Raw genomic sequence first — 18185 nt, forward strand, 5'->3', positions numbered from 1 at the left:
AATGGGGCGTTCGGGGAGTCAAGGTGGTAAGTTGGAAAGATACCCTGTTGAGCAAGACCGACTGCCCTGAACCCAGCTCCTGTTTCAGCGAGAGGCGATTGCGAACCAAAGTTATCGTCGAATCAAGAACGGCGGAGACGCTCTTGCACCTGGATGTTCTGTCCGATGAGGACCTCATCAACCGGGTTCGCGACGGCGTGGATGCAGCATACTCCGCTCTCTTCAATCGGCATTATCCCCAGGTTCTCAAGGTCGCCAATCGTATCCTGCGCAATCACGAAGAGGCAGAGGATGCGGCCCAGACCGTGTTCTGGGACATCTCGCGCGCATTCCACCTCTATGACGCCTCGCGGGGATCGTTCCGTACGTGGCTCATGCAGTATGCGTATCATCGCAGCATCAATCACAAGAAGTCCCTGCAGTCGCGGGGGTACTACCAGCAGCACGCGATCGATTTGATCGATCGGCAGGTGCTGCAGGAGGCACTGCATGCCACCTCGCGCAACTTGTTGCCCAGCGAGGCAGGCCACGCCATTCACCAGGCCCTCACTCATCTCACCGAGCCGCAGCGCGAGACTCTCAAGTTGACTTTCCTCGAAGGACTCACCTTCGAGGATGTCGCGCAACGCTTGAATCAGAGCGAGGGCAATGTGCGCCACCACTACTACCGCGGCATGCGCAAGCTACGGGAGATCTTGCTGAAGAAGCGATAAAGGGGCGGACCTCACGTTCAGCCCGCCCCGCATCGTTATTGCAGATGGGAGTCGTACCAGGCCAGCACGCGTGTCAGCAGGTCGATCTGGTGGTCCATCTCCGCGAAGACGTGCGGCTCACGTGGATAGCGAACCATCTGGGTCTCACGCCCCATGAAGCGAAGCGCGTTGTAGAACTCCTGCCCCTGGAAGGTAGGCACGCGTTCGTCGGCATCACCGTGGATCACGAGCGTCGGAGTATGGCATTCATTGATGGAGCGCATCGGGGAGTGCGCATCATACATGGCGTGCCCCGTATCGAATGCGCCAAGGTACCCCCCGAGGAAGTCCGGTGCGATATCCGTCGTCGTCGCCATGGAGAAGAGGTCGGTCACCCCCGCGCCCATAATCGCAGCCTTGAAGCGATCCGTATGAGTCACGGACCATGATGTCATAAAGCCACCGTAGCTCCACCCACCCACCACCAGCTCGTGCGGATCTGCGATTCCCTGCGCCACGACAGCATCGACACCATCCATGACGTCCTGAAAATCACCGCCACCCCAGTCCTGGTAATTCAGCTCAGTGAAGGCCGTGCCCTGTCCATCGGAGCCGCGCGGATTGGGCAGAAACACCGCATATCCGTGGGTCGTCAGCAGGCGCGCCCAATCATGCCACGATCCCAGCCAGCCGATGTCCCACGAGCCTTCTGGCCCACCGTGCAGCTGCACCAGCGTCTTGTACTTCTGGCCAGTTCGATAGTCAGTCGGCAACAGCAGCACTCCATAGATGGTCCTTCCATCTCGCTTGCTTTTCCAACTCATCTCGCGAACATCACCCAGATGCCATCCAGCGACCTGCGGGTTGGTCTCAGTGAGCGTGGTCCATTGTGTCCCCGTCAGGATCGAAACCTCGCCGGGATGCGAGGTCGTCTCCGCAATCGTAGCCAGCATCGAACCATCGCGGCTCATCGAGACATTGCGCTGAGCAAAGCTCTTCTCCGATCGCACCGTCACATCGCCGGTAGAAAGGGTGACATCACCCACAACGCCGATCGTGCGTTCGATCCCGGTGAGCACCAGATGCGAGCCATCGCCGCTCCAGGTGAGCGTATTCCACGTCGCCGGAACGTTCTTGCCCACCACCACCTCTTTGCCGCTGGAGAGGCTGTACAGCACCGGTACGCCAGTGATGCCCTTCTCGGTCTCGCGGCTATAGGTAAGGTGATCCCCGTCGTGCGACCAATGCACGCCCGCGGAGGACGCGTGTTCACATACTGTCTTCTCTACCTCGCCGGTGGCCGAGCTCAGAATCTGGATCTTCGATACGCGCCAGTAGTCATTGATTCGCGGAGTCGGCGAGATGCGAGCAACGATTTTTGTGCCGTCCGGCGACCAGTCGATGTTGTCGATATTGCGCTCCCCAGTCGTGAGAAGGCGAGCCGTATGGCTTGCAAGATCGTAAAGATAGATGCGGCCGAATCGATAGTCGCTATCGACGACATAGGAATCATCCTTCCGCTCCTTCTTGTCATGGAGCGCCTTCGAGTCCTCGTCCTGACGGATGAACGCGATCGTCTTACCATCCGGAGACCAGCTGAAGGCCTTCACCGCCCCCGGGATGCCGGTAAGAGGCGTAGCTTCACCGCCGGCCAGCGGCATGATCCAGATCTGGTTCGTCGGCTTGTCCTTGCCATCAGCCGGAGACGCTGGCTTGTTGAGAGCTTCCACCAGTTCGGGGCGGCTCTCCACGCCAGTGAGGTGGAACGGAAACGGACTGGTGGAACTGAGCGTGATGGGGTTCTTGCGATCGGAGAGGAATGCGAGAGTCTTCCCGTCAGGTGAGAACCTCGGCGAGGTCTCCGTGGCTTCGCTGAGCGTCAGGATATGCGCCTTTCCCGGAGCAGACGTCGAGGTGATCCAGATATGCGTGCTCTTCTGAGTATTATCCGGGGCGGGGGTAGAGACGGTGTAAGCGATGGTCGATCCGTCGGGCGTCATCTGAACATCGGCGACCTTGCGCAGGCTGATGATGTCTTTCGGAGTGATCTGGGCAATAACGGAGGACGTTGCGACAAGCAAAGCAGCTACGCCAACACACAAGGGACGACGATTCATACGCAGAATTCCTCTTGGTAGTTAAAGGGAAAGGACCGCCGCGCTCTCTGAAGACAAGCACGGCGGTCCGTGTTGATTTAGAACTTGTACTTCACAGCGAACTCAATCTGCCGCGACGTTCCGAAGCCGATCGTGTTGCCGAAGGTGCTAGTGATGCTGCCAAAGCTGGCAGAACCGTACGTTGTGGTGGGAAAGCCGAAGTTGGGGTGGTTGAGGAAGTCGAAGAACTCCGCACGGAACTCCAGCGTTTGGCCCTCGCGAATCTCGGTGTCCTTAAGAAGCGAGATGTCGGACTGCGTAAAGTGAGGTCCGTAAGTCCCGTTGCGGGCAGAGTTGCCGAAGGTGCCTGTGGCAGGCGTAGCCCAACCAGAAGGATTGAGATAGCCCACATAGCCAGTCGTCGGGTTTATCTGCGTCGTGACGTACATGGCGGCTCCAGCCACGCGGTCTGGCCGCTGGTTGATGAAGTCTCCATTGCCGTACGTGTTGATGCTCTGCTGCACGTTCTCAGCAACGCCCGAACGGAAGATGCCCAGAGAGTTGACGCTCCAGCCCGACGCCATCAGCAACACGGGAGCAGGTGCGGAGCCAAGGAATGAATGTCCCTTGCCCATCGGAAGCTCGTAGAGCACGTTGTAGGTGAAGTTGTGACGCACATCGCCGGAGCCATTGCCGCGCTCTGCAGCGATATTGTTGTTGTCCTGGGCCTCGCTGGAATAAATGCCCTGGTCCTGCACGTTGTCGATCGCGTGACCGTAGCTGTAGTTGGCCGCGAGGTTGAGCGACTTGCTCAAGCGCTCCTTGAGTGAAAACTGGAAGCCGTTATAGTTGCTGAGACCGTTGTTTCCTTCCAGGTAGATGTCGCCATACTTGGAGTTGGGGCGTACCGTTGTCCCCTTGTTGTAGAGGTTGATATCCGTCTCACGCCAAATATTGACTCCGTGGTTGCCCACATACGAGACCTGGACGGAGGTTCCCTGGGAGAGCTCCTGCGCAACGCTCAGGTTGTACTGCGTCGCGTAGATGTCGGGCTTGGATGACGGGAAGCCGTAGACGTTCGGGGTGGGAGCAACGCCGCTGGCGAGATAGCTGGTGTACGGATAGCTCAATCCGGGGATGGCCGACTGGGTCAGCGTCAGGTTGCCCTGGATGGTATTGGTCGGTACATAGTACGAACCGAAGCCGACCGGATACGCCTGGTAGAAGATTCCGGCGCCGGCGCGCACCACAGTACGCTGCGTGGGCGAATACGCTACTCCGAGACGCGGGCCGAAGTCCCGGTAGTTCTTCTTGAAGTACTCCGTGCCCGGAGCAGCCAACGCCCCTGTGGAAGGCAGATAGGTCTGGGTGGAGTAGAACTTGTCGTGCGGTGTGGTCTCAAAGTCCCAGCGCACGCCATAGTTGATGACCAGGTTCGGACGCAGCTGCCAGTTGTCCTGGGCGTACACGCCAAGCTGCGATGCCCTTGTACCGTGGCCTGGGTTACCGGCGGTCTGCGTCACCTGCGTCACGACGTTGTTTTCAAAGTTCGCCACCGAGGTGTACGTCACCGTGGCGTTCGTGATGCTCTTGGCATTTAGCTGGATCCGGTAGAACGTGCCACCGACCTTGAGCGTGTGGTTGTGGCGCACCAGCGTCAGGGAGTCGCCATACTGGTAGCTGTTGTTATTGCCCAGCGAGTTCCCGCGCGAACCGACAACGGCATCGATCCCCGTGATGGAGATCTGCGGGATCGCTTCGGAGGAGTCCAGTGTGCTGGCCCAGCGCTGGAAGCCGGCCAGCGCATCGTTCATGAACGTCGGGCTGAAGATGTGCTGCTCATGGATGGCGATGTTCGTGGTCGTCAGCGGCACCGTCTGGTGATCGTTGACACCGAGTGCCGAGGTGGTGACGCCGAAGAGCGGCCCATGCGTGAACGTCTCGTTCACGTTGAAACGCCCGAAGATGGAGTCCTTCGCGCTGAAGTTGTGGTCGATACGGGCGCTGCCCGTGTTCTCGGTCACGCTGGTGTCGGACACGACCGAGTAAGTGGCGAAATTCGGGGTCGCGGGGTTATCGACGCCAATCGGTTCGTCGGCGAGGATCGGCGCAAGCTCCGGGTGCAGCGACAGAGCAGTCCCCCGGGCCGTGGAGCTAAGCACCTGGCCCGAGCCTAGGATGCCGATCTGCTGGCGCGAACCCTCGTAGTTCGCGAAGAAGAAGGTCTTGTCCTTATAGATGGGCCCACTGACGTTTCCGCCGAAGTCGTTGAAGCGGAAGCGCGGCTTGGACGCTCGTGCGAAGAAGTTCCGCGCGTCCAGTGCCTCGTTACGGAAGAAGTCGTAAGCTTCGCCGTGGAACTTGTTCGCTCCGCTCTTGGTCACGATGTTGATGGCCGAACCGGCGGAGCGGCCATACTCAGCCTGGTAGCCGCTGGTCTGTGCGCGGAACTCGGCGATGGTCTCCAGGCTTCCCGTCAGCAGTCGAGCACCACGCTCGAAGCCGTTTGCCATGTAAGGCTGGTCGACGCGCGAAGCATCCACGCCGTCAATCGAGTACTGGTTATGCACGGAGTGCAGGCCGTCGAAGCTGATGTCGGCGATATAGCGGCTGCGTGCGACGGCGCCCGGAGTGAGCAGGCTGAGACGAGCGTAGTCGCGGCCGTTCATCGGCAGCTGCTCAATCGTCCGCTCCTTCATCGTGTCGCCGAGGCTGGCGGAACTGCGATCCAGCTCCGGAGCTACAGCATCCACCGTAACCACATCGCTGACGTCGCCAACGTGCAGGCTGAAATCCACAGAGGCCGGGGCAGCGGCGTTGAGAGCGACCGCGGACGTGAGGTCCGACTTGAAGCCGTTGGCTTCGACCTTGACGCTGTAATTGCCAGGCTCAAGGCTGGGAAAGGTGTAAAACCCGCTCGATGACGTAACCGTCGTGCGGCTGATGCCGGTTGCAGCATTGGTGACCGTGACCTTGGCTCCCGTGACAACTGACTTCGACGGGTCGGAAACCGTGCCGGAAAGGCCGCTGAGCGCCTGACCGAGCATCGCGGTCGTGGCAGCCGCACAGATAACGGCGACCGAAAGAAAGCGGTTGAGCTTTTGCAAATGACCTCCAAAGGACAGGGGGGATCGTCCGCGTGAAGCCGGCATTGCCGGCGACATCGTCGCAACGAGCTGAGTTTTCCTGTACTGGGGTATGCAGAAGGTGGCGGCAATCTGTACCAGGGCTGGTGAAGAAAAACGAACTTTTTCATCACCCCTTGACGACGGGCAGGTCACGGCTCCCCTTGACGATAACGGGCGCAAAGAGGAGCGAAAGCTTGCGTTATAGTGGAACTTGGTTTAGCAGCCCTTGGATAATCCGCACACAATCTTTGAAGAGCTCTGCATGATGGCGGCAGCGCAACAGCTTTCGCCCTTTGACCGGCGCAGGCTGGATGATCATCTCTCTGTGTGCGAGGCTTGCAGCGAATTCTATCGGGATATGGCTCTGCTCGGAGGCGCTCTTGCAACCTCTGACGCGGTAGTCTCAACGCCGCTGAGCTTCAACGGAAGCTCAGCGATCGCCCCGTCGACACCACCGCCGCCTCCTACTTCGGCGCATGCTGCCCCAGCTGCGGGAAGCTCCCGCCTCCCGGCCTGGTGGGGCATCGCTGCAGCTGGCATCGTGTGCTTCGCCGGTGGACTCGCAACCGCGCATTATGCAGCGCGATGGAACCCACAGCCCGTCGCATCGGTGGCGTCCGTACACAACACCTCCACCCACGAGAGTGCCTCCACAAACGCCGCGCCGCAGCCAGGCAGCGAATCCCCGACAGCGACACAAGAGGCATTCGTAAGCCGCGACCACGAGGCAAGCCTTGAGTCGGAGCTGTTACAGCTTCGTCACGAGTTCGAAGCCAGCGAGAGCGAGCTGAACACGCTTCGCCGGCAGCAGCAGGATGACACGCAGACCAATCAGGACCTCACGGCCAATCTGACCAAGCTTCACATGGAGAACGATACGCAGCAGGCGCTCATCCGGCAGATCCAGATGCAGCTCGATCAGGCCCGCAGCGCTCACGCGCAGGACGTAAAGCTTATCGCCATGCGCGATGACCAGGTACGCGAGCTGACTACGAACGTCGCCGCCAGTGTGAGCGAAGCCGCAGATGTCCGCAGGCGCAACGAGGCCTCCCACCTGATGGAGCAGCGCAATCTGCATGTCGTCGACGTCTACGACAACAATACGAAGGGCCAGCGCTCACCCTCCTTCGGCCGCGTGTTCTACAGCGAGGGTGGCCCCATGATGTTCGTCGCCTTTGACCTGCCCACCTCCGGGCGCAGCGGCAAGACGACCTACCACGCATGGGGACAGACGGAAGGTTCTTCGAAGATCCCACTCCAACTGGGGACCTTCACCGAGGATGATGCCGCGTTGCAGCGTTGGGTCCTGCGCGTCACCGACGCGCAGCTGCTCAAGCAGGTCGATGCTGTGTTCATCACAGCGGACCATGGAATGGAGGTCCGCACGCCAAGCGGACCGCCGCTACTCTATGCGTATCTCCACCAGGTACCGAACCATCCATGACGATGGCTCGCGGCTCTGGCTTCAGCCGCACACCTTTCCTGAATTCCTGGTTCTATCTCACTCTGCTGCTTTGTACGCTGAGCCTGCCGTGCCGGGCGCAGATCGAGTCAGCCACGCTCTCCGGCCGCGTCACCACGGAGTCAGGTGAGCCGATCCGCAACGCGCTCGTCACCGCGACACAGATCATCTCGACGACATCGACCTCGACCCACACCAATGCCCAGGGCGTGTACCTGCTCACCGGCCTTACGTCGGGTATCTATCGCGTCAGCGTACAGCGGTTCGGCTTCAAGGTGACCGTACATTCCGACGTCCACCTCCACATGCAGAGCCAGGTCTCCGAGAATCTCGTCATGGAGCTTGGCTACTCCTCTGAGACCGTCAGTTCGCGTTCACTCAACTGGTCCGGGGCCCCTGCTCCCACCGCCTCCGCACTGCTGGACAGAAACTTCCCCAGTGAAATCCCCCTCAACGGACGGAGCTTTCAACCACTCCTGAAGCTGACTCCCGGGCACGTGACCGCAGCGACCTATTTCACCAGCCCCGGGCAATCCAGCATCGATGGACGAAGAACCACGGAGAACTACACGACCGTCGATGGCGTGAGCGTCAACTTCGGCGTGGCGCAGGGCGCGGATGTGACCCTGGGCGAAGGCGCCGGAGAATCTTTGCTGGCCGTCTCAGTGGTGGGAGGCACCAACTCGGTCGTATCGCTGGATGAGATTGAGGAGTTGCGTATTCAAGGCTCTTCCTACTCCCCGCAATATGGCCGGTTGCCCGGCGCGCAGATCGCGATCATCACGCGCTCCGGCACAAACGAGTTTCACGGCAAGCTCTTTGAGTACTTTCGCAACGACGCCCTGGACGCCGCCGATTGGTTCAGCAAACACAACGGCCTTGGGCGCGCGCGAGAGAGCCAGGACGACTTCGGTTTCACTGCCTCCGGCCCCCTATGGCGGCGCAAAGCCTACTTCTTCAACTCCCAGGAGTGGCTTCGGCTCATCGTTCCGCAGACACGCGCGGAGTATGTTCCCAGCCTCAGTGCCCGGGAGGATGCGCCTTCCTCCATCCAGCCGCTGCTGAATGCGTTCCCGCAGCCGAATCGTCCCGCAACCAACTCCCTGCTCGGCATCTTCGCGACCAATCCTGAAAACCTGGCCCACCTCTCCACCACTAGCGCGCGCTTCGATTGGACTCCCGCCGAACACCAGTCGTACTTCCTGCGCGGCAGCTATTCGCCGTCATACCAATCGCAACGGGGAGCCTTCAACTTCTACACCACCAGCACCACAAGCGTGACGGACGTCAACGTCCTTACCCTCACCTTGGGTGCAACCACGCGCTTCAATGGTTCAAGCTACAACGACCTTCGCCTCGGACTCAGCACCTATAGGTCGGGCACGCTTGCCACAGCGGATGGCTACGGTGGCGCCACCCCGGCCCCGCTCAACTACCTCTTCAGCTCCTATCCCACAGCGGCAAGCCCAGCCAGCAACTTCGTCGCCACGTTGCAGCCCGACATCAACGGTTTGTATGAAGGCCGCGATGTCGATAATCGACAGACCCAGTGGACGCTCGTCGATGGTCTCCACGGCACCTTTGGCAGCCATGAGCTTTCGGTGGGCCTGGATGCCCGCTGGCTGCTGCCCGTCAATGCTTACAGACGGTACACGGGTGCGTATGCGTTCAATGGCATCGCCGGGGCTCTCAACGCGATGACCACGACAGCGAAGGTGGAGACCTCGGAGAGCGGTGACATCCATCTCCGCTTCCGCAATACATCCCTGTTCGCACAGGACACATGGCGCGTCGCGCCCAGCCTGACCCTCACGTATGGCCTCCGCTGGGAGTCCGACGCCACGCCTGGGAGCAGCGCAGCTCTGCCGCTGCGTACCGTACGCAATCTCGACAACCCAGCGGATCTCGTCCTTGCCCCAGCCTCTGCCGGACTGTGGCAAGCGGATCAGCTCGACCTTGCGCCGCGGTTCGGTGTGGCATACCAGTTCTCCCGTGCTCCAGGCTGGGAGACGCAACTCCGAGGCAGCTTCGGGATCTTCTATGGCCTGGCCAGCAGCGCCGCCTCGCGGGTTGCGCAAGGTGCGCCCTACCTGACGACGACCACCTACACCAACACCTCATTTCCGCTCACGACCTCTCAGGCCGCCCCTTCGCCCGCTATCCTGTCGACGCCCTACAGCCTACTCTATGCGTTCCCACAGGACCTGCATGCTCCCCGCGTCGCCGAGTGGAACGCCGGAGTCGAGCAGCGGCTCGATGGGCAGATGATGCTTCTCGTCAACTACGTGGGATCGAGCGGATCTCGCCTGCTGCACCGTGAGGTGCTGCTGCCGGCCGAAGGCCTGAACCCCGATTTCACTATGGTCGAAGTGGTCAACAACCACGCTCGCTCCTCCTATCAATCGATGCAGGTCCTATTCGAACGAAAGTTCGGCAGGGGGCCTGGCATCTGGTCCACCTACACTCTCTCCAAGTCCCTGGACACAGTCTCGAGCATGGCGCACCCCGCGCCCTATTACCTCACCTACGACCCCGCCCAGGATTATGGACCATCGGAATTTGACGTCCGGCATAACTTCTCGACGACAGTCACGTTTTCCCTGCCAACGCCTCGACAGCGGCTCGCGAAGGCCATACTGGGAGCCTGGTCCGTCACCGGGCTCACGTATCTCTCCTCCGCAATGCCCGTGAACGTTCTCACCGGCACCGACCTGATCGACCTGACCTACACGAAGTCCTACTACCAGCGGCCCAACCGCAATCCAGGTGTGCCGCTCTATCTTCTCGGAAAGCAATACCCCGGCGGCAAGGCTCTGAATCCCTCCGCATTCTCCGCAGTGACGAATACGTTCCAGGGCAATCTCGGCAGGAATGCATTGCGCGGATTTGGCATGTTCCAGCAGGACATCAGCGTGGAGCGCGAGATCCGCTTCAAGGACGGCTTTGCGGCCCAGTTCCGTGCCGAGGTTCTCAACCTGACCAATCATCCGAACTTTGGCAATCCCGGCACCGGTTCAACGAACACCAATGTCCTGAACGCCGCAGGCTTCGGGATGTCATCCATGAGTCTGGCGCAAAGCCTCGGCACCGGCGGCGCAGACGGCGGCTTCAATCCCATCTACCAGACCGGCGGCCCCAGAGCGATCCAGCTGGTCTTGCGGCTGATCTTCTAAGATGCCCCGCAGACTCTGTCGAGCCCTGCCCACGGCATAGCTCTCCGTCACCGCTTCGCAACTCTCAGGCACTCACGAGAGAACCGGGCCCCAACAGCGGAGCTTGCAGGAGTCCGTTTCGCTGGGAATGGAGCAAATCCTGAACTTCAACCTACCGGATGACCGCCCGTGCGTCCTTCTGCCGCTACGTTCGTTCAAAGCAGCTTGCGCGATTCGGACGATAGAGGGAAGTCAACCCGGTCGCCCTCTCCCCATTCAGGTCGAGGACCTGCTCAAATTAGCCAGACGCAAGGTCACACTCGCGACACAAAACGACGCCAACACATTAACGGCAGCAAGCCGAACGCTTCCTGCATCTATCTGATTGCAAAGTTTGTCGGTAGGCCTGATCGGGATCGCAGTATCCCGGACATTCAGACTACGTAAGTTATTGATTTTGCAATTGCGGAATATCCACAATTTCCACCATTGCCGACTCGGCTGTACGTTTTTTGTACGAACGTACATTCCTTCCCGGCAGCAATAAATGGCCTCAACACATGGTGGATGTGAAGCGATGAGCATCACATGCTCCGCGACATATTCGATGGCGATTCCGCTTGCCGTCTGGCGATCAAGTGTGTCCTTGGCGCCCTGAAAGCTCCCGCCCACCAACCAGATCCAGGCGAAGATCAGTCCGCCGAGACTGATCTTTGTCAGCCCGCGGCGGAAATCATCGCCCATTCCGGTTGTTACCGCTCCAACCACAAATTGCAAAGGGGTCGCCGTGCTCTCGGGTAAGCGCTCTGGAAAACGCTTCCCCAAAGAAGACCCGAGACCGAATTTGATCCCAGACGAAAACATGGTGGCCTCAGTTCGAGGGACTTGCGTCAATTCGACCGCAACAGGTAGATCGACCAGGGCTGGGTGGAATCAACCCCGAGAGCGAAGATCGCTAACTGGCCCTGAAGCTGCCCCACGATGGCCACGGCGGAGAAGGACTCGGCAATTTTGGTGGTATTGGCTGGGTAGGTCGCACCGATATAGACCTTAGCCGCGGGAAAGATGCCATAGCTGCCATCGTTCTTCGGATTCTCGACTCCGAGGTCAATGGCGAAGTTGCACAAGCCGGAGCCATCCGGCGAGGTGGATGGATCGTTGTTGGTCAAGGTCCCACCATAGATCGTCGTCGTTGTGCTGGCAGAGAAGGAGGAGGAACAACTTGACGAGACACCGGAGGAACCAAACGAAGCGAGATTGGACGACCAGCCTGTGGCAATCCCAGCCCTGGTGAATGTTCCCGCTCCATAGATGAAGCCGAGGTATTGCATGCCACTGAGTGCAGACGAGGCAACAGCAGAGGTGGGCCTGGGCAGGCCGACGGCTCCCGTGCCTGCGCCAAGGACGTTCTCGTACGCGCTTTTGGTAACACCAGCGCCGGTTCCATTGTCTTCGACGAGGAGACCAGAGGGCCCAATATTCGCAATAGCCTGGACAGGGACAGAAATTGTCTGACCGCCGGAGTTCGGATCCGAAACACTGATCTGCCCGGGGACGGAGATGGTGTTGCCATAAGAACTCAAGCCGCAGGCTCCGGGAACGGAGCCCATGGGGCTTGCGATAGAGGGGCTGCCTCCGCCGAGCGTGAACTGCTTGATGTTGGCGAAGTTCACCGTGCTGCCCGTGGTGCTCACGTCAACGCTTCCATAGGCGGTATCGGTTAAGGGGTTCCAGGTGTAGGCCTGTGGAGCGGCGCTGGTCTGGATGAGCGAGCCCGGAATGGTAAGGAACTGAAAGGTCTTCGTCGCCCCAATGTTAGGACATTGCGTGCTGGGAACCAGAGGCGCTACCGGCTGTCCCCCAAGCTGCACCAGAGCTCCAGCCTGACCGGCAAGTTCCAGAGCGAAGCTCGGGGGCATGCTGAACGGAGGCGTAGTAACCGCAAAGCTGGATTGACTGTTGTAGATAACAGAGATTCCCAGGTCGAGCAGCCCGCGCGACGAAGGGCCGATCGTGCCGGCGGTGAGCAGCTGATTGCCCATCTGCTGGTCGGTGACTTGGAAGAGGCTCTGGGTGAAGGCTCCTCCGGCATCGTCGAAAGTATAGTTCAGCGGCGCGAATAGGGGGGTGCTGAGGTTGGTAGTGCCCGCCATTACGGGTGCGAAATAGGATTGAGGCGCAGCTGGTGTAGCCGTCTGTGGAGGTGCTGCCGTGGTGGTGCCTCCACCGCATCCGCCGGCCAGAACGAGCAGAAGCAGAACTCCAAGCGAAGACGCCTTATCCCATCCTGAACGGGATCCATGTTGTCTCTTGTTCACGTACGGCATAGAGGTCTCTCTCCTGAACGACTCAAAAACGTCTCTCGACTCCTTGGGTCTAGTGGCTGTTCGACATGAAGACGGCAGGCTCAAAACTGGCCCTTCAACCCAAACTGCAGAATGCGCGGATCGTGCCCGTCGACGGGATGAAGAAAGGAGTTACCGGCAAGGCAGCCGGTGGCGCCCGCGGAGTAGAGTTCGGTCTGGCTGCCGTAGCAGTTGATCACGTTGTTGCCGGTGTTTCCTGGATTGGCAGGATCGGTGATGCGGAACTGAGTGTGGTTGAAGACGTTGTAGGCCTCGGCGCGAAATTCAATGTCGAGACGCTCTTTGAATGGTTTGAAGTGCTTGAAGAGGGACATGTTGAAGTTGGTGCGGGAGGGGTTGCGCAGATAGTTGCGGCCCGAGGTGCCGAAGGTGAGGCCACGAGGAGCGGCGAAGGCGCCAGGATTGAGCAGAAGCGGCCCAACGTTATTGCTATTCGGCGCGACGAACGGCTTGCCAGTCTTGGCATCGCCGATCACGTCGGCATAGGAGCCGATTCCGAGACCGTCGCCCACCCCGGCGTTGTCGGCAGCGCCGGTGCCATCGTCGCTGCCGCCATTGATGACGCTGAAGGGAGTTCCCGTCTGAAAGGTGGTGATGCCGCTGATCTGCCAGCCGCCGAGCCACGTTCTGACCTGAGGACCGGCAATCCACTGGGAGTCATCCGGCGAATCGCCGCCGTTTCCAAGGAGGTGGGTAAAGCCCTGCAGAAGCTTGACAAGGGAAGGTCGTAGATGTAGTTGACGTTGAGGATGTGGCGCTGATCGAAGTCGGAACTGGCCCGGTTGGAGCGGAGATCGAGCGAGTTGGCGAAGTTGGCCGAACTCCGGTCGGAGGAGTCGTCCATCGAGTGGCTGTAGGTGTAGGCGAGGCCAACCGTGAAAGCCCCCACGGTCTGGCGCAGCGTCGCTTGGAGCGCGTTATATTTTGAGCCCGCGATGTTATCGACCGAGATAATGTTGCTGAAGCCTGGATAGGGACGGTCGGAATCCGGGCTGAACCCCAGGGGTTGACCGTTGCTGTTATTAGCAAAGCCGGGATTGCCGCTGCAGGCGACCACTATATTGCGATAACCGGGGCTCTTCGGGCCGACGGCGGGCGCGGAGGGGATGAGATTGCTACCCGGCTGGTTCACTGTGACCGGGAAGAAGCCAAGGTTTGCGCCGCTGGAGCAGATCCCGGAAGTAATGGGCTGGCCGGGACCGAAGGGGTTCAACCCGTCGCCGAGTGGGGAAAGCTGATTGAGGTCGCGCACAGCCGTCAGATGGGTCCCCTTCGATCCGACATAGGCAAGCTGTCCTACGAGGTTTCTGCCCACCTGGTGTTCCAGGCTAAGACTCCATTGCTGGACGTATGAGTAGATTGCCTTGTTCGGGATCGAGGTGACGTTGAGAGGATAGGTGCTGGTGTTACAGAGGCTGGTACTGTTGCAAAAGCTATTGTTCGTTGAGTTATTGGGTGGGAGCAGATGGGCGACCGGTCTTTGTTCCGCGCGCAGCGGCGCCGGCTCCTTTCGAACCAACGCCGGTTCCGCCTACGATGGCGCCCGAACAAATGGAGGCAGTGTTCCGTCATAACCTCCTCGGCGAGGCCGAGTAACGACCCTCTCAGAGCACCAATGAAACTTCCTACTGCCCGGCGTCTGCAAAGCGCATCAACCGGGCGGTTTCGTAGTACCCACTAGGAAGAGAGCGCAAGCTTGCATGCGGGGGAGGGCGGCAGCGCCACCACCTCCCTGTGCATCGGGCAATGCTTCTGCCCAGTGACCTCGAAGATCGCGCGGCAGTACTCGCACTCCACCGCCGCAACCTCGTCAATCTCTGGGTCGTTGCAACGCTGGCAGACGCCGTCGACGAAGAGGTGACCATTCTCCGAGCACTCACGGTTGGTCTCTTCGCGCCTCTTCTTGGGCCGGTACTGTTGGGTGTCTTCTCCTAGCCACCGTTTACCGGCGGCAGCAGTGATGTTGAACCGCTCCCACAGGTCCAGGCGCTTCCAGGTGAGGTGAACCGTACCCTTCTTGAAGAAACGACCATCGAAGTACTCGGACTCGAATACGGCGCCTCCCTGGACTACACCCCTGCCAAGGGAGCGGCATTTCGCTTCAATCGCTTCCCCAATGGTGTAGCAGTCAGCCAGCGTCTTGCCGTCCAGGACACACAGAATGCGATCGACGTCTGAGTAGATTGTGCGGCCCTCACCGTATGAAAGATGGAAACCGCTGAAGCTCTCGTAATCCACTCCTCGCAGGAAGATCAGCTTCTTGTTGACCTTGAAGCTGTCATTCGTCTTCCATCCTGCGCTTCGGTTCCAGCCCCGCTTGAGCTGCTCTGGCATCACAGGTCCTGATCCGTTCTCGACCGCATGGCTGCACAGGTCATCGAACACGCGGGCAACGCTTTCATCGAACAGCTTCGTGCGCGAACGAAAGACATTCTCCAACGTGCCGCGAATGTTCTCCGCGGTAAATGGGATTATGCTGTCGCGTGATACGTCGCGCATGAACGCGTCTTGCTGCTTGCTGTCGAGCCAGCGCTCGAACTCCATTTGCTGGAACACAGATGTCCACGCACGCCGGCGGTGACTCCGAAGAAACTCCGCCCGGCAGGTCTGGACGTTCTCGAGGGCTAACACAAGGATCTTTCCGAAATCGTCGCTTCGCGTCACCCCGATTTTGTTTTGATCCATGAAGAACTTCGCCTTCCGGATGTGGGTGATGGCTTCCATCCAGTGCTGGTTGGCCATGTTGTACCAATGTTCCATGTTGCCCAAATTGTCCTTGATAGCCAACATCTTCACATCGCCGTCGAAGCCTGCCCCGTACTCCTTCTCGGTGGTCGTATGCTTTGCCCAGAGATCCTGAAGATCGTCCGCAGCCTCCTTCTTCAGGTAGACCATCGCCACGTTGACTGAGGTCTTGCGCTCGGCACTGATCCTTCATCTTGAAGCCGTACTTGGACCCAACGAAGATGCGAATCGGCGCTCGTGCACGGACCGCCCTCTAAGAGGGCGGCCACAATCTTCAGCACTCCAATTTCGGCGAACAAGTCACTGGGATCTGTGAGAGAGCAGCATGTCCAGTTCCAATTCAGCCGTGCGCTCCTGAGCCTGGTCGGATACATACGTTTCGAAGTAAATACGTTTGTCTCCTCCGATGAAGAAGGTCGTAGGAAAATGACTCACGGAGTAAACAGACCTTGCCCATTCAAAGTTGCTCCTCAAGGGAACAAAGCTATAGCCTGCACTCTTAAGAAACGGCAGCACAAAGGCTTCCTGCCCCTCGGTTGCATTGATAGCGAGTACGTCAACGCCCTTGTCGCGATATCTACTGGCAAGCTGTTGAAGGAACGGGAAAGACTCCCTACACGGCCCGCAATTTGGAAACCAGAAATCCACGATCACGACTCGGCCTTTGTAATCGGCCAAGGTAACCTGGCTAGAGTCGGTGAATTTCTTCAGCGTGAACGGGATCTCGGGAGTAGACTCCGCCTGAACCGCCGACCAGACAGCCGCTTCAATCTCCTGCTTCCCTTTCCCCAATTTAGCGCCGTACTCATCAACGCCAGTCCGAATTTCATCCGTCGGATGTTTGACATAGATCCCCAGCAGGCTCGAATAAGCTTCGGGCGTCTTGCCTAGCAGATCGAGAGCTTGCGCCTCAAGCAGATTTTTGCGGTCCATATTGAACTGCCGCGAGGAAGGCGACTTTACGGTTTGTAGAATCGCCAGTGCGTCGGACGGCTGATGATCTGACACTTTCTGCTCTGCTCTCGCCATCGCATCGGCGTAGGCCGCCTCCGCAATCAAGGCGTCGTCCTTAGGATCAGCACTTAGCAACTCGTGGGCAAGGGCCTGCGCCTTCTTTGGATCGGAACGATCATAGATGCCGAAGAGATCGGTGACACCCTGCTGAGAACCGGAGAACTTGTCCGGCGGGAATTGCTTGCGCAGCTGTTCGAAGATCTCGATTTTTGCCGCATCGTCCTTCTGTTTCGCGCCATAGGAATAGAGCATCTGGGCTGCGTCTGATGAATCGGGAAACCGCTTAACATAAGCCATTACTGCGGGTCGAAATGCTGCCGAATCATTCCGCAGAAAATATACATAGTTAGCTATCACGTCCGGGTTGTTGGGATCGAGCTCCATCACCTTGCGCTGATAGTCGATTGCGCTCGCATCGTCTCCGCGAAGACTTGCAATTGACGCAAGACACTGGTACCCAGGAGAGAAATGCGGGTCGATCTGAATCGCTTCCCGGCAGTGTTGTTCCTCGGTGAGCGGATTAATCTCGTTATAGACCTGCGCGAGTGCCCAGGAATAGACAGCCTTATCCGGATGCTCTCGTATGAGTGCCTGGTATTCGAGGATCACATCACTAGCGGCTTTGTTTTGAGCGGCAGTCAGGTCCTCTTGCTGCTTTGCACTGAGCTTCTTACCGCTCGCAATCAGATCCAGTTCCGGCCCCGCCGGCGCCATGATCCGAGCCTGAAGATACCTCTGGTGGGCCTCCAGAAAGTTCGGATCGAGCGCGATAGCCCTCTTATAGCCCTCAATGGCGACGTTGTATCTGCCGCTGTCAAAGGCCTTCTCGCCACTCTGAAATTCCTGTTTCGCGGCGGCGCTTCCGTCGTATTGTGCCTGCATGGTCGACCCGCATACCAGCAAGAGTGCGATAGCGAAATGTCTTCTAAGATTGCGCATGGAGTTTCACCAGAACTATTGTGTCGAGCGTGAGAGTCCGACCGCGAGCGTGCCGGAACAAAACGAGAAAGTGCGTCGATGCTCGCCACAGTCAGCGGCTGATAGTCGTCGCCAGGTGAGTGGTCGTCGGCGGCAGGCAAATATGGTCATCGCACGCCTGGTAGCGGACATCTATCGATAACTTGGGAGGTCCGGCCTTTGTGGCTTTGAGTGGAACAATGAACGTAGCCTCGCCGCGATAAAGGCGGGCCTCCATGTTGAAGGTCGGATCGTGCACACTTGTTGGCTGCGTTTGGTCAATGTCCCCCTCTAGTACGAATGCTTGGTCGAGCGGCACGATGACTCTCGCGGCTATAGGGCCGCCGGGCCTCTGGTCCATCGCATACACGTGCCAGCCTGGCTGAATAGCGGCATGGACATGCGCCGTAACCTCCGAACCTTTTCGAAGAGGAAGATGGCTTCGCACCGATGCAGCAAGCGTCCACTGGATAGGCTCTGGAGCGGCGGAGAATACCTGGGCTGTCCCCGCGATAGACAACGCGGCGAAGGCGACAGCAGGAAATGCGGTGGCCGTGCTTGATTTCTTCATGG

11 protein-coding genes and 1 pseudogene are annotated in these 18185 nt (G+C 59.2%); 3 read left to right on the forward strand and 9 right to left on the reverse strand.

Features of this window, described 5'->3' with window-relative positions:
• Positions 1 to 143: 143 nt before the first annotated feature.
• Positions 144 to 713 (forward strand): RNA polymerase sigma factor, encoded by a 570-nt coding sequence (locus AC5E6W_RS18930; RefSeq protein WP_491753896.1) that lies wholly within the window; start codon positions 144 to 146, stop codon positions 711 to 713.
• Positions 714 to 748: 35 nt separating this feature from the next.
• Here the strand turns inward: AC5E6W_RS18930 and AC5E6W_RS18935 are convergent, their stop codons facing one another.
• Entirely contained in the window at positions 749 to 2809 is a 2061-nt protein-coding gene (locus AC5E6W_RS18935) for a S9 family peptidase (protein WP_491753897.1), read from the reverse strand.
• A gap of 77 nt (positions 2810 to 2886) precedes the next feature.
• Positions 2887 to 5895, reverse strand: coding sequence for a TonB-dependent receptor (locus AC5E6W_RS18940; RefSeq protein WP_491753898.1), 3009 nt, complete (start codon positions 5893 to 5895; stop codon positions 2887 to 2889).
• 379 nt (positions 5896 to 6274) lie between these two features.
• On the opposite strand from AC5E6W_RS18940, the gene AC5E6W_RS18945 reads away from it, so the two are divergent.
• Both AC5E6W_RS18945 and AC5E6W_RS18950 read left to right on the forward strand, forming a co-directional pair.
• Entirely contained in the window at positions 6275 to 7360 is a 1086-nt protein-coding gene (locus AC5E6W_RS18945) for a hypothetical protein (RefSeq protein ID WP_491753899.1), read from the forward strand.
• Entirely contained in the window at positions 7357 to 10551 is a 3195-nt protein-coding gene (locus AC5E6W_RS18950) for a TonB-dependent receptor (protein WP_491753900.1), read from the forward strand. Before AC5E6W_RS18945 ends, AC5E6W_RS18950 begins: the two co-directional genes overlap by 4 nt.
• 255 nt (positions 10552 to 10806) lie before the next feature.
• On the opposite strand, the gene AC5E6W_RS18955 is transcribed toward AC5E6W_RS18950, so the two are convergent.
• From AC5E6W_RS18955 to AC5E6W_RS18985, 7 genes and pseudogenes are all read right to left on the reverse strand, one after another.
• Positions 10807 to 11307, reverse strand: a complete 501-nt coding sequence (locus tag AC5E6W_RS18955; RefSeq protein ID WP_491753901.1) for a hypothetical protein — start codon at positions 11305 to 11307, stop codon at positions 10807 to 10809.
• Between the two features lie 113 nt (positions 11308 to 11420).
• A complete protein-coding gene (locus tag AC5E6W_RS18960; protein ID WP_491753902.1) occupies positions 11421 to 12683 on the reverse strand; it encodes a hypothetical protein in 1263 nt (420 codons plus the stop codon).
• 254 nt (positions 12684 to 12937) lie between these two features.
• Positions 12938 to 13603, reverse strand: coding sequence for an outer membrane beta-barrel protein (locus AC5E6W_RS18965; protein WP_491753913.1), 666 nt, complete (start codon positions 13601 to 13603; stop codon positions 12938 to 12940).
• A gap of 68 nt (positions 13604 to 13671) precedes the next feature.
• Positions 13672 to 14415 (reverse strand): annotated as a pseudogene (locus AC5E6W_RS18970) (outer membrane beta-barrel protein); the annotation flags it as partial.
• A gap of 158 nt (positions 14416 to 14573) precedes the next feature.
• On the reverse strand, positions 14574 to 15791 hold the full coding sequence (locus AC5E6W_RS18975; protein WP_491753914.1) for a DUF4942 domain-containing protein: 1218 nt from the start codon (positions 15789 to 15791) through the stop codon (positions 14574 to 14576).
• Positions 15792 to 15941: 150 nt separating this feature from the next.
• Complete coding sequence (locus AC5E6W_RS18980; protein ID WP_491753903.1) at positions 15942 to 17537, reverse strand: redoxin family protein; 1596 nt, start codon at positions 17535 to 17537, stop codon at positions 15942 to 15944.
• Between the two features lie 148 nt (positions 17538 to 17685).
• On the reverse strand, positions 17686 to 18183 hold the full coding sequence (locus AC5E6W_RS18985) for a protein-disulfide reductase DsbD N-terminal domain-containing protein (RefSeq protein ID WP_491753904.1): 498 nt from the start codon (positions 18181 to 18183) through the stop codon (positions 17686 to 17688).
• Between the last annotated feature and the right edge of the window lie 2 nt (positions 18184 to 18185).

It is taken from the genome of Bryocella sp., from assembly GCF_058498515.1.

Bases quoted from the DNA above. Each gene is read 5' to 3' on its own strand.
- AC5E6W_RS18975 (WP_491753914.1), bottom strand. From the start codon at position 15,791: ATGGTCTACCTGAAGAAGGAGGCTGCGGACGATCTTCAGGATCTCTGG.
- AC5E6W_RS18950 (WP_491753900.1), top strand. From the start codon at position 7,357: ATGACGATGGCTCGCGGCTCTGGCTTCAGCCGCACACCTTTCCTGAAT.
- AC5E6W_RS18980 (WP_491753903.1), bottom strand. From the start codon at position 17,537: ATGCAGGCACAATACGACGGAAGCGCCGCCGCGAAACAGGAATTTCAG.
- AC5E6W_RS18945 (WP_491753899.1), top strand. From the start codon at position 6,275: ATGGCTCTGCTCGGAGGCGCTCTTGCAACCTCTGACGCGGTAGTCTCA.
- AC5E6W_RS18960 (WP_491753902.1), bottom strand. From the start codon at position 12,683: ATGGCGGGCACTACCAACCTCAGCACCCCCCTATTCGCGCCGCTGAAC.
- AC5E6W_RS18935 (WP_491753897.1), bottom strand. From the start codon at position 2,809: ATGAATCGTCGTCCCTTGTGTGTTGGCGTAGCTGCTTTGCTTGTCGCA.
- AC5E6W_RS18985 (WP_491753904.1), bottom strand. From the start codon at position 18,183: ATGAAGAAATCAAGCACGGCCACCGCATTTCCTGCTGTCGCCTTCGCC.